The 12266-nt window shown below is 58.8% G+C and carries 10 protein-coding genes and 3 pseudogenes; 2 read left to right on the top strand and 11 right to left on the bottom strand.

The window, feature by feature from the left end; genetic code table 11:
• Positions 1-181 precede the first annotated feature (181 nt).
• Entirely contained in the window at positions 182-388 is a 207-nt protein-coding gene (locus GH665_RS36440; RefSeq protein WP_153141874.1) for a hypothetical protein, read from the top strand.
• A gap of 159 nt (positions 389-547) precedes the next feature.
• Here GH665_RS36440 and GH665_RS39360 read toward each other — a convergent pair whose 3' ends face one another.
• The 3 genes and pseudogenes from GH665_RS39360 to GH665_RS36425 form a co-directional block, all read right to left on the bottom strand.
• Positions 548-796 carry a DUF2471 family protein gene (locus GH665_RS39360; protein WP_425496075.1) on the bottom strand — a complete coding sequence of 83 codons (249 nt, stop codon included), beginning with the start codon at positions 794-796 and terminating at the stop codon, positions 548-550.
• Between the two features lie 70 nt (positions 797-866).
• Positions 867-1655, bottom strand: a pseudogene (locus GH665_RS36430) (helix-hairpin-helix domain-containing protein); the annotation flags it as partial.
• A gap of 219 nt (positions 1656-1874) precedes the next feature.
• Positions 1875-2753: pseudogene (locus GH665_RS36425) on the bottom strand (error-prone DNA polymerase); the annotation flags it as partial.
• Between the two features lies 1 nt (position 2754).
• Here GH665_RS36425 and GH665_RS36420 point away from each other — a divergent pair.
• Positions 2755-3314 (top strand): annotated as a pseudogene (locus GH665_RS36420) (helix-turn-helix domain-containing protein); the annotation flags it as partial.
• Positions 3315-3512: 198 nt separating this feature from the next.
• Here GH665_RS36420 and GH665_RS36415 read toward each other — a convergent pair.
• From GH665_RS36415 to GH665_RS36380, 8 genes are all read right to left on the bottom strand, one after another.
• A complete protein-coding gene (locus GH665_RS36415; RefSeq protein WP_153141873.1) occupies positions 3513-4664 on the bottom strand; it encodes an acyl-CoA dehydrogenase family protein in 1152 nt (383 codons plus the stop codon).
• Positions 4665-4667: 3 nt separating this feature from the next.
• Positions 4668-5498, bottom strand: coding sequence for an SDR family NAD(P)-dependent oxidoreductase (locus GH665_RS36410; RefSeq protein ID WP_153141872.1), 831 nt, complete (start codon positions 5496-5498; stop codon positions 4668-4670).
• A gap of 23 nt (positions 5499-5521) precedes the next feature.
• Positions 5522-5941, bottom strand: a complete 420-nt coding sequence (locus GH665_RS36405; RefSeq protein WP_153141871.1) for a MaoC family dehydratase — start codon at positions 5939-5941, stop codon at positions 5522-5524.
• A gap of 12 nt (positions 5942-5953) precedes the next feature.
• On the bottom strand, positions 5954-6394 hold the full coding sequence (locus tag GH665_RS36400) for a MaoC family dehydratase N-terminal domain-containing protein (protein WP_153141870.1): 441 nt from the start codon (positions 6392-6394) through the stop codon (positions 5954-5956).
• Complete coding sequence (locus GH665_RS36395) at positions 6391-7581, bottom strand: lipid-transfer protein (RefSeq protein ID WP_153141869.1); 1191 nt, start codon at positions 7579-7581, stop codon at positions 6391-6393. The genes GH665_RS36400 and GH665_RS36395 overlap by 4 nt, the downstream gene beginning before the upstream one ends.
• A gap of 613 nt (positions 7582-8194) precedes the next feature.
• Positions 8195-9178, bottom strand: a complete 984-nt coding sequence (locus GH665_RS36390; RefSeq protein WP_246216541.1) for an AraC family transcriptional regulator — start codon at positions 9176-9178, stop codon at positions 8195-8197.
• A 155-nt stretch (positions 9179-9333) separates the two neighbouring features.
• Entirely contained in the window at positions 9334-10965 is a 1632-nt protein-coding gene (locus GH665_RS36385; RefSeq protein ID WP_246216491.1) for an AMP-binding protein, read from the bottom strand.
• Positions 10966-11170: 205 nt separating this feature from the next.
• Complete coding sequence (locus tag GH665_RS36380) at positions 11171-12187, bottom strand: serine hydrolase domain-containing protein (RefSeq protein WP_153141866.1); 1017 nt, start codon at positions 12185-12187, stop codon at positions 11171-11173.
• Positions 12188-12266: the final 79 nt, after the last annotated feature.

The raw sequence follows: 12266 nt of genomic DNA, 5'->3' as shown, positions 1-12266 counted from the left end.
GTGCCGACACAGCGTTCTAGAAGCGCGTGGCGACCAAGGCACACGTTGATCGCTCGCGTGAGCGATTGAGGATCGCATCGACCCGCCGATCTTCGGAGACTTCGACCAGGCTGAACGCTTGCTCAGGAAGCACGAGTATTGAATCGAAAAAGCGGTTCCGGCCGCACAAGGAAAATCCCGCATGAAGCAACTCGTATACAGGCTATGCAAGGACCGGCACGGTGCGCCGCTCGTCACGCTCGACTCTGCTACGGGGAACGGGCAAGACATTTATCCTGCGAATCTCCGGGCGCTGGCGAACGCTTTGTTGCGGGTCGCGGACGCGGCGGAGCAGACGCAGCTCGGCAAGCACGAGCACTGGAAGTCGGGCGTTATCGAGCTGGAATAGCAAGAACATGCGAAAACTTTTCATCGCTGTGAGCGCGCCCATCACAAGTTCAAGCAGCCTGTCTGGTTCTCCATAGCACACGACGTCCTCCCGGCGATGGCATGTGTGCCGCAGCAAGACGGATTCCCGCAGGCTCCTGGCAGTCGCCGGAAGATCGCCCTAGTGAACCTGCCGCCATGCACGTTCCAGTGCGCCGAACACGATCGGGACGAAGTCATGCCCCTCGAACGACGCAGGCCGATCGTCATTCGGATATTCCAGCACCGCCGGCGCGCAGATCATCTGCAGCAATCGGTCGCTGAACCTGCCACCAGCCGTTACCTCGGCCAGCACTTCCTCTTCCATCTGATGAAGCAGCTTCCACGTCAGAATGCCCTTCGAGCGATGACGCTCGACAACGCGCGGTATGACTTCCTCAGCGGCCGCCTACGCGTCAAACAGGACGTTGTAGTTCGCCATCGTGTCTTTCCTCGTTGTTTCAGTGAAAATTGCGGCTCGCCGTCGGCAGTTCGCCAAGGAGATGCGACACGTCGACGAGCCGTTGTGCGACAAGGTGCGTCACGTCGCCTTCGCGCTGCCACACGCCATACACAGCGAGCAGCGATGCTCCGAGCGCCTCGCGCCGTTGCCGCTCGAGCACCGACTGCCAGACGATGACGTTGACCGACCCCGTCTCGTCCTCAAGCGTCATGAACACCACGCCGTTCGCGGTGCCGGGGCGCTGCCGCACGGTCACAATCCCGCATCCCCGCGCGAGCTGTCCACTGCGGTAGCGCATCAGCGCTTCGGCGGGCATCAGCCGCATGGACAGCAGCTTTTCGCGCAGCAGTGCAAGCGGATGACGGCCGAGAGTGAGCCCAGTCGAGCGGTAGTCCGCTATCAGGTCCTGTCCTTCCGTCGGAGCCGTGAGTGCCGGCGCCTCTTCCTCGCGTGTCGTTGCGCGCAACAGATCCTTGTCGGGCACCGCGGCGACTGCCGCCCACAGTGCCTGCCTGCGGTCCCCGGAAAGCGGCTTGAGCGCGTTCGCTGCCGCCAGCACCTGCAGGTCGTGGCGGTCGAGTTGCGCGCGGTTGGCAAGATCGGCGACGTAGCGAAACGGCCTGACTGCGCGTGCCGCCTCAATGCGCCTGGCAGTTTCCTCGCGCATGCCGCGAACAACGGACATGCCGAGCCGCACGGGCGCCATACTGTTATCGCCTTCCATGGCCGGATCCCAACCGCTGATGGCCACGTCAACCGGCAGCACGCCAACGCCGTGGCGCTTCGCGTGTTGTCGGCGGCGTAAAAGCGACACTAAACGGCGGCGAAAATCCGCTCCCATGTCCCAGCATATCGCCCCTTCGCGACGTCAAGGGTTCGCTTCGCCAAGCTCCGCTTGCCCTTGACCCCGCTACGAGGCTTGCCGCCAAACAGCGCTAAGCAACAAGCGTGCTCAAAAAACACGCGCCGCCGTTTAGTGTCGGATTTCGACCGCCGTTCACATCGCGTCCTGTACAAGCTGCGAAGGCGAGTAAAAGCCCATCGGCTGGCTGTTCAGCATCGCGCAGAGGAACGCTGCGGGTTCATGGCGCTTGAGCCAGCAGCTTGCGTAGACGAGAAGGGCGAAGCTTGCCGCGTGACTTTCGGGAAAGCCGTACTCGCCGAAGCCCTGGATCTGGGCAAAGATGGACTCGGCGAATTCACGGTCGTAGCCGCGCTGACGCATGCCTTCGACGATCCGGTCATGATAGTGCTGCAGGCCACCCTTGCGCTTCCATGCCGCCACAGCGCGGCGCAGCTGATCAGCTTCGCCGGCGCTGAAACCTGCCGCGAGCATCGCAACCTGCATAACCTGCTCCTGAAAGATCGGCACGCCGAGCGTGCGTTTCAGTGCCTGCTCGACTTCGGGGCTCGGGTAGGAGACGGGCTCGATGCCCTGACGCCGCCGCAGATACGGATGCACCATGCCGCCCTGAACCGGGCCCGGCCGCACGATCGCGACTTCGATCACGAGATCGTAAAACTCGCGCGGTTTCAATCGCGGCAGCATGCTCATCTGGGCACGCGACTCGATCTGGAATACGCCAACCGTGTCGGCCGCGCAGATCATGTCGTAAGTCGCTCCGTCCTCGGGCGGGATGTCCTGCATTTCGAACGGCTCGCCGCGCTGCTGCGCTACGAGCTCGAGGGCGCGGCGGATCGCCGACAGCATGCCAAGTGCGAGGACATCGATCTTCAGCAGGCCGAGCGCTTCCAGATCGTCCTTGTCCCACTGGATCACGGTGCGACCCGGCATTGACGCATTCTCAACCGGCACGAGACGGGACAACTTGCCGCGCGCGATCACGAAGCCGCCTGTGTGCTGCGACAGATGACGTGGAAAGCCACCCGAGACTCCACGAGGAATCTATTCCACCCAACTAAACGATCGGCTGTCGAAGACCATGCTTCGTCTTTTAGAGGCGCTTGGCTCTCCGTTGGAGGCCCGGATCGCCGCGCCGTTGGTGGTGCGCGAAATATTCTTCCTGGTGCTTACCGGCGAGCAAGGCGATGCAATGCGTGCGTCGCTCACGGCCACCGGTCATTTCTCCCAGATCGCGCGGGCGCTCCGCCGCATCCACACCGATTACGACAAGCGTATCGACGTGGATACCTTGTGCAGCGAAAGCGGCATGAGTGTCCCGACATTTCACCGCCATTTCAAAGCTGTGACCCACACGACGCCGATTCAATATCTTAAGTCGACGCGGCTGCACCAGGCGCGCCTGCTGATGATCCGCACGGGCTGACGGCAGCCGCTGCCTCGGCAACGGTCGGCTATGAATGCCCGTCGCAATTCAGTCGAGAATTCAAGCGCGTGTTCGGCCGGTCGCCGACGGAAGAGGCCGAGCAGATGACGGCGGCGTTCGCTTGGTCCGAGTCAACGCTCAAAACTGGACCTCAATAACAGCATCTGCGTTTGCACAAACTAACCGCAGCGGGATACGGGGCGATTGATCGCATAGGACCATGCCGGAATCGATCAACCAAATTATTGCGGTCGGCCAGCACAACGATTCGGCCGAAGGAGCCGCTGGGGCCTGTTTCCGTGCAGTCGAACGGCTCCTGTCGGAACTTGGCAATGCGAATAGGATTTACGGTGGTTTCATGGTGATAATCCGCGCGCAATGAGTTCTTTCACGATCTCATTCGCCCCGCCGTAAATACGCTGGACTCTGGAGTCAGCGTAAAGTCTTGCGATAGGGTACTCGACCATATAGCCGTATCCTCCGAATAACTGCAGACATTCGTCGGTCACCTTGCACTGTTGTTCGGTGCACCACCATTTGGCCATGTATGCCGCCGTATCGTCGAGTGTGCCGTCGAGCAGGCGTTGGATGCAGTCGTTGACGAAGGTGCGTACGACATGCGCGAGCGTAGCGCACTCCGCAAGCTTGAAACGCGTGTTCTGGAATCCATACAAGGGTTGTCCGAACGCGTTGCGCTGCTGAGTATATTCAAGCGTGAGCTCTAACGCGTACTCGATCACGGCGGCGGCGGACACGGCGAGTAGCAGACGCTCATACGGAAGTTGGCTCATCAACTGGGCGAAGCCACCACCTTCGGCTCCGCCCAGAAGATGATCAACCGGGATACGCACGTTTTCGAAGGACAGCTCCACGGTATCGGAGGCATGTTGTCCCAGCTTCTTCAGCCGACGTCCAACGTGGAATCCCGTCAGGTTCTCCGTTTCCAGCACGACTAGCGAGACGCCGCGACTGCCTGCGTCGCTGGTACGGACCGCTACCACAAGCAGATTCGCCGTAAATCCGTTGGTGATGAAGGTTTTGGCACCGTCAATCAGATACTCATCACCTTCACGCCGCGCCCGCGTTCGCAGGGCCTTAAGATCCGAGCCGCAACCGGGCTCAGTTAACGCGATGCCCGCCAGCATTTCACCGCTGGCAAGCTTCGGTAACCATCGCTGTTTCTGCGCTTCAGTGCCGTAGTCGATGATGTAGTGCGCGGCGATCGAGTGCACAGCACTGTTTGCGGGAATCTCTGCCTTGGCCAATTCGTCCTGAACGACGAGCTGATAGGCCAGCGTGGCGCCGGCACCTCCATACTTCTCGTCCAGTTCCGGCAGCAGAAAGCCCATTTCCCCGAACGGCCTCCACACCTCGCGTGGAATGTATCCCTGACGGCGCCAGCATTCAAGATGAGGGACCAGTTCGCCAGCGATGTAGCGGCGAGCTTGCTCCCGGAAAGCGTCAATCTCGTCGTCCATCCATCGATGGCGGTACAGTGGCGGCAACATGGTCTAGATCCCTGTGAGGCCGCCGCTACACATTAGCGTCTGGCCACTTACATAGTCCGACTCCGGAACACAGAGCACGTATACCGCGCCCGCTGCTTCCTCCGGTGTTCCGGCACGGCCTAAGGGGATACCTTTTTCCAGCATAGCCAGTAGATCCGGGTTCACTCCGACCTTAATTTCCCGTCCATCGATGTTTGCTGTAGCGCCACTGCCTGCCACGGTAGTAAGGCGCGTGTTGATCATCCCGTACGCGACGCAATTAACAGTCACCTTTATGCGGCCCCATTCCTTTGCGAGCGTCTGCGTCATGCCGACAATGCCGGCTTTGGCGGCCGCGTAATTCATCTGCCCCGCGTTGCCGAACAGGCCCGCGACTGACGAGATGTTTACTACCTTGCGCACCACGGATGTACCCGCTTCGGTTTCTGATTTGTTGAGTGCCCGGATCACCGGTTGCGCTGCGCGCAGAATCCGGAATGGCGCTGTCATATGGCAGTCGATCATCGCGTACCACTGTTCGTCAGTCATCTTCTGGATGACGTTGTCCCAGGTGTATCCGGCGTTATTGACGATGATATCCAACCCCTTATAGTTGCTGAGCGCTGTACCGACAAAACGCTCGGCAAAATCCGGCGCGGCGACGCTGCCGATGCAAGCCACAGCCTGACCACCGGCATCACGGATCACCTGCACAACTTCCCGTGCCGGTTCATCGTCAAGATCGTTGACAACAATACGTGCGCCTTCACTGGCAAGTTTTAGCGCAATCGATCGACCGATGCCTCGACCTGATCCGGTTATCAGTGCAACTTTTCCGTCGAGTTTCTGAGTCATAAAATAAATAATCCTAAATATATTTAAGGGAGCGCTACCAGCGCTTCCCCAGCGAGTTTTAATTGGCCAAACTGGTTCACGCTTTGCACTTCGACACGCACACGGCGCTCACCGTTGACATCCAGTTTCTCGACGACCCGGCCGCTGCATTGGATGACGTTGCCGATGTGCGTAATGCCTTGAAACCTTACGTCGAAGCGGCGCAATTGCATTTGCGGCGTCCAATCGGTCAGCAGCTTGCCGAGCCAGGCCATACCTAGCATGCCATGTGCGAAAACGTCCGGCATGCCGGCCCGTCGCGCGAAGTCAAGGTCGATGTGGATGGGGTTGTGATCTCCTGATGCACCGGCGAAAAGAGCGAGCGTACGTCGATCCAGGGGAGGCAACTGCAACACGGGCAGTTCGTCGCCGAGCTGAACAGTATCAAAATTCAGCGTAGTCATATCGGTAATCTCTCAGTTGCGGATGATGGTCACCGAGCGCATCCGGGCCACGAGGTCGCCGCGATCGCTGACAACATTTGATGCGACTTCGATGAATTCGAGCGCGCCTCCCTTCTTTTCGTAGATGTCCTTGATCTGAGACGTGACCGTTACCGTGTCGCTGGCGACGACTGGCCCAAAAAACTCGAAATTTTGCTCGCCGTGCAGCAGTCGTTCGAGCGGCACCCCCATCAGATCAAAAAGATGGAACGTGGCGCCAGAATCGAGTTCTGCAGCAAACAGGAATGTGGGCGGGGCCGGAATATCGGTATAACCCGCAGCGCGGGCCACGGTTTCGTCGGTGTAGATAGGATTGGTCTCGCCTATTGATTTCGCAAAGAATTTCAGCCGCCCCGCTTCGATGTGGAATGTGGAACTGCCGATCTCGTAGCCGATCCATTTTTTGTCGATCATGCTGTGACCCGTTCGTACAGGGTAACGACACAAGCGCCGCCGAGGCCGAGGTTGTGCTGCAGCGCCAGTCGCGCGCCTTCGACCTGCCGTGCTTCAGCACGACCACGCAGTTGGGCGACCAGTTCAGCGCATTGCGCCAATCCTGTGGCGCCCAAGGGATGTCCCTTTGAGAGCAGGCCGCCAGACGGATTGGTGACGACTTTGCCGCCATATGTGTTGTTCCCGTCGACTACGAACTTCTCTGCACCGCCCAACGGGCAAAGACCGAGTCCTTCATAGGTAATCAGTTCGTTGTGAGCAAAGCAGTCATGCAGTTCAACCACGCTGAGATCCTCGGGACCGATGCCTGCTGCTTCATACACCTGTTGGGCCGCATTGCGCGTCATGCTGAAACCCACCACTTCGCGCATGTCCCGCGCGTCAAAGGCAACTGGCGTGTCGGTTGTCATGCTCTGGGCCCGGATTCGCACTGATGCATCGAGACCATGCTTCTTCGCGAATGCCTCCGACACCACGATCGCTGCAGCCGCGCCACATGTCGGCGGACAGGCCATCAACCGCGTCATCACGCCAGGCCAGATCATCGGCGAGTCCATCACCTCTTCCTCGGTCAATACCTGCCGGAAAACGGCCATTGGATTTCTGGCTGCGTGACGACTTGCCTTCGCACGAATCTTTGCGAACGTTTCGACTTTTGTGCCGAATTCCTTCATGTGAGCGAGACCCGCGCCACCAAAGTAGCGCAGCGCGAATGGTATATCGGCGATGTCGACGAGTTCGGCTGTCAAAGCATCGAAACGCTCGAAGGGGCTAGGACGATCGGCAAACTTCACGCCCAGTGCGCCGGGCGTCATCTGTTCGAAACCGAATGCGAGCGCACACTCAATCGTCCCGCTCGCCACTGCTTGACGCGCAAGGTACAGGGCAGTCGAGCCGGTCGAGCAATTGTTGTTAACGTTGACAACCGGGATTCCGGTCATACCGACCTCATACAGTGCGCGTTGGCCGGCAGTCGAATCGCCGTACACATAACCTGCGTAGGCTTGCTGCACCTTGGTATAGTCGATTCCGGCGTCGGCCAGTGCGGCGAGGACCGCTGTTGCCACCATCGCCGGATATGGCTCATTGGCTCCGGGTTTTGTGAAAGGGATCATGCCGACACCGGCAACAACCACAGACGAAGTCATAGCACCTCTTAATTATCAATTAGTGATCAAGGTTCTCACCGCGTCTTCCACCAGGGCTTTTCCCTAGTGCCGGAGAGGGGCGAGATGTTGCGAAGTTCGACACCACTTGGGGATTTATACCTGGTAATCAACATTCTGCAGTGTGGGAAACGGTGTCCACTCTTAACTAATGCGGCTGGCCTGCGCACAACGATTGCGCGCGAGCGCTGCGTCCCTGTATGTTTGAAATACGTATCGTAGAAGCCCCCAGTCCGGGGGCAATTGCAAGTCGGATCAATCGAATTGCAAAAGACCTAGATTCACAAACCCCCATGGAAGAACGCTGGAGCGTACAAACCGAGCCTCGGCGGTCATAGGTTGGAAAGTGGTTGAAGTCGGTGCTCGATGGCCCTCGACGCGGACGATCAGTCTCATCGGACTGGGCCGTGGAGTGAGCTCCGAAAGCTGGATAGCGAAAGAGCGGTCTTGAACAGACCATTGGTCCGTGGCAGGCGCCTAAGGAGACGCACCCTGCGGTATTGAAGCAAGATTCGCATAGGCGGACACCGGTAGCGGGAGTCTGCCAGAAGGCCTGCGGGTATGCGCCCTTCGTGCGTCGATGGCAACGCGCCTTTCAATCGTCTGGCTGGACCGTCGGAATAGCGGACTGCAGCCTATTTTTCCAATAGGTTCCGGGCGCGATTCCCGTCCATCCCTTGAAGGCTCGCTGAAAAACAGCGCTATCTGAAAACCCCAATTCGTTTGCTATCTTCGACATTGGAACGGTCGGAGAAACCAGCCGTATTATGGCAAGATCGCGCCGCAGTGTGTCTTTGACCGTCCGGAATGACGTGCCTTCGTCGGCCAGCTGCCTCTGAAGCGTGCTTGCCGGCCTTTTCAGCGCGTCGGCCGTTCGCCGCAGATCTGGCCATAGCGGATTTGTACGCAGGAGGTGGTCACGGACCTGTTCTTCCACGAGGTAGTCGCTACGTTTCGGTATCACGATGTATCGGTAAAACCCCTCAAGAAAGCGGCTCGTTGCCGCATCGTCGCGATATATCGGAGTGAGAAGATCGAGGGAATTCATCCACATCGCAGTAACGTGCTGATTGAAGCGTATTTCACCGGGAAATAGCTTGATGTATTCGCCGCCGTGGTCTGGAAACGGGTGGGCGAAATCAAACCGCACGATCGTGAGTCGTCTGCCTTTTAACCAGTCAAACAGGCGAAAAAGCGCTCGAGTCAGATACTCTGGCAAGAAGAGGCGGTCAGGATAGAACTCGGGTGGCACGTCAATGCATATGCCAGTGAGACTCCCATCCCTGACAACGCGCATTCGAATGTCCTGCTGCAGTACTTCGAATCCGCGACACAGTCGTCGCATCGCGACTTCTAGCGTCGGCGACGTAAGAATGCTGCGCAGCAACAACGCAATACTCCCGTTAGGTAATTGACGGGAGAAGAACCCAAGTCCGTCGTCGTTTCGGTCTTCCGCTACGCGCTGAAAAAGCATGACGTACTGCTCCGCTGTCACGCGTGCACCTTTCTGATTCAGGAGCTCGGGGGGTATCCCCACTCGCCACAACCAGTCATCGCAGGGTATGCGCAGTACCTTCATGCCCGAGAGCATGCCCCGCACAAATGCGGCGGAAACGGTAATAGGTTGTGGAAGCATACGATGCATTGGCTTCGGTTAATGAAATCGAGACTGTATGCGGGCAAAGCTGGTGCGTACGTATTTACCCCTTCTGGTGAAACCAGACCCTGCGCGACCTACCTATGCCGGAGCTCGCGACGCAGCATCTTGCCCACCGTCGATTTCGGAAGTGTCTCGACGAACGTGACGGTCCTCGGTACCTTGTAAGCGGCGAGCCCATGCCGGCAGTGTTCGACGATCTGATTCTCCGTCAGGGCAGAACTGGGGACTCGGACGACAAAGAGTCGTACCGCTTCTCCCGTTTTCTCATCCGGCTCGCCGATGCATGCACATTCAGCCACGCCTGCACAGGCGGCTGCTACGGCCTCGACCTCGTTCGGATAGACGTTGAATCCGGAGACGATGATCATGTCCTTAACGCGGTCGACGATCCTGAGGAATCCCTTTTCGTCGAAGACGCCGATGTCTCCAGTGAGAAAATAGCCGTCGGCAGTAAAGGCCGCGTGGTTCGCCTCCGGCTGATTCCAGTAGCCGCGCATTATCTGTGGCCCCTTCGCGCAGATTTCCCCCGATTGGCCCTGCGCCGCCCGTTGGCCGTCGGCGGTCAGCAACTGGATATCGGTGGAAGGCAGTGGCAGGCCCGCGGTCCCGTTGAACGTCTCGATATAGTGCGGATTGAACGTCAGGACTGGGCCAGTCTCTGACAATCCGTAGCCCTCACGAATGAAGGTGCCTGTGACCTGCTGCCAGCGGGTCGATGTCGCCGGGATGATCGCAGCGCCGCCACCGCCAGCGAGACGCAGATTGGAGAAATCCACGTCCTTAAGGCCGGGGTGAGTCGCAAGTGCTGTGTACAGCGTATTGACACCCATGAAGCTGGTCGGCTTCGATGCGCGCAGGATATCGATGAGCGCATCCGTATCGCGCGGATCGGTAACCAGCCAGTTGTCCGCGCCGATCGAGAAATAGGTGATGAAATTCACCATCAGCGCGAAGATGTGATAGAGCGGTAATGCCGTGACGATCACTTCCTGCCCGGGGCGAGTGGCGGTCGGTGTGAATGCCTTGAACTGCTCGGTATTCGCCACCAGATTGCGATGGGTGAGCGCTGCCCCCTTGGATAGCCCGGTCGTTCCCCCTGTGTATTGCAGGAGCAGCAGATCATCTCCTGTCAGGTCGACCTGCTCGAACTGCAGCTTGGCACCCATGGCGAGTGCTTCGCGAAAAGAAACGGTGGCGTGCAGCCGTGGATCGATTGGGGCTGCGGGCAGATCGACCGAGGTACCATCGCCAGGGCAGATCGTGATGACGTGCGTGAGCGCGACTTTCTGCGCGACCTCGGCCACAACGCCCGTGCTTCCGCTGTACGCGAGGATGACACCTACGTTCGAGTCTCTGAGCTGATGCTCCAGTTCGCGCGGCGTATAGAAGGGATTGACGCTCACCTGTACCGCGCCCGCGCGGATGATGCCGAGAAAGGCAATCGGAAACGCGAGTAGATTCGGGCTCATCACGGCGACCCGGTCACCTTTCGCAATCCCAAGCGTCTGCTGCAGATATGCCGCGAAGTCGCGCGACAGGCGATCGATATCCGCATAGGTCAACGTTTGACCGAAGGAGCGGAAGGCCGGCCGATCTGCGAACGTGCGCATGGCATGTTCGAGCATGTGCGTGACAGAGCGATGCGCGTCGGCATCGATCTCCAGCGGAATGTCACCATAGCTGGGTGCCCAGAGTCTTGCGTCCAAACGTCTCTCCTAATGTTGTCGATTCCGATTCATGCCTGTGCGGCATACATCGGTTTTCCCGGTGCCTCAGCGCAGTAATAGATGATGCGCACAGATTGCTGGCTTTCGCGCCTCGATTGACTTACCGGCGATTGCTGTGGCCGATATGCGTTCCTCCGTTGGCGCATGTAAATTCATGCATGCCGATTGAGAAATGACCGGACGCTCAGCTAGCCAGCTTGCGCTTGAACGTGAGACCTCGTGTGCGCATCGAGTTGAGCTGGAACTCAGTTATTTGCCCGTCCTGCCCGGAAAAACTCAACGAGGTATAACCGCCCCACAGAGGGTATGCGCCACGCGCAACTGTCTCACCTAGGCAAATCAGCTCACTCTCGATCTGCCCATATGGGTCGTCGCATCGGAGCATGAGATTTTTGCCGTCCTTTATGATTACGGCCGTGCACTCTGCATCGCCACTGTAGTACTGGCCGGCGGATGCAGTCGCGAAGACCTCAACGTCGGCAGTATCCTTCGACACCTTGCCGTAGACCGTCGATTGGCCGCCGAACCTGACCGTTAATCCCTTACCCTGCACAGCTTCGTCCAGCCCGATCGCGATTTCACCGAGGATCGTGCCCGGCACGATGATGCTGTCGCTCGGAATGGGCGCGGTGTCGACCATGCCAACAGGACCGAATAGCCGCTGCTTTAACTGCTCTTCAAACGGCGCGCGGTTTGCCCGTTCGATGGCGATCGACACCAGGTGATAGCCGCTGTTGTTGTATATCATCGCCCGACCTGGTGCGAAGTTGCGGCTCGTCTGGCGCACCTGCATGGCCAGCGCGTTTCCCCTGGATGCTATAGCGAGACCGTGAGCGAGGAAGCCGACATCGACATGGCAACGCGAGCCGCCACGGTGCTGGAGGAGTTGCCTGAGCGTAGGCTCACCGCTGGGTCCGGTGAGTTCGGGAATATAGCGGCGAGTCGGAGCGTCAAGATCGAGTTTGCCGTCCTCGGCCAGCAGCAGGGCCAGCAGGCTGGTGAAGTGCTTGCTGGTCGAGCCGATTCGAAATCGGGTGGTCGGCATATTTGCTTCCGCGTGCTCCAGACTCGCGAGCCCGAAGCCCCGCCGGTACAACAGCTTACCGTGCTGGGCAATGCCAACCGTCAGACCGGGCGCATCGCTGCGATTGAAGGGCAAAAATAATTCGTCGAATGCACTGACTAGTTCTGAAACCGCCATTACTCGTCTCCACCGGAAACTGAACGCACCGCCATTCTGTTGAAAACCTATATCTGCCTCTTCACCCCCCAGCTCGCTG

This window comes from Paraburkholderia agricolaris (assembly GCF_009455635.1).
Classification (GTDB): domain Bacteria; phylum Pseudomonadota; class Gammaproteobacteria; order Burkholderiales; family Burkholderiaceae; genus Paraburkholderia; species Paraburkholderia agricolaris.
Note: the sequence above shows the minus strand (reverse complement) of the source record. Positions and strands in the feature narration are given on the sequence as shown.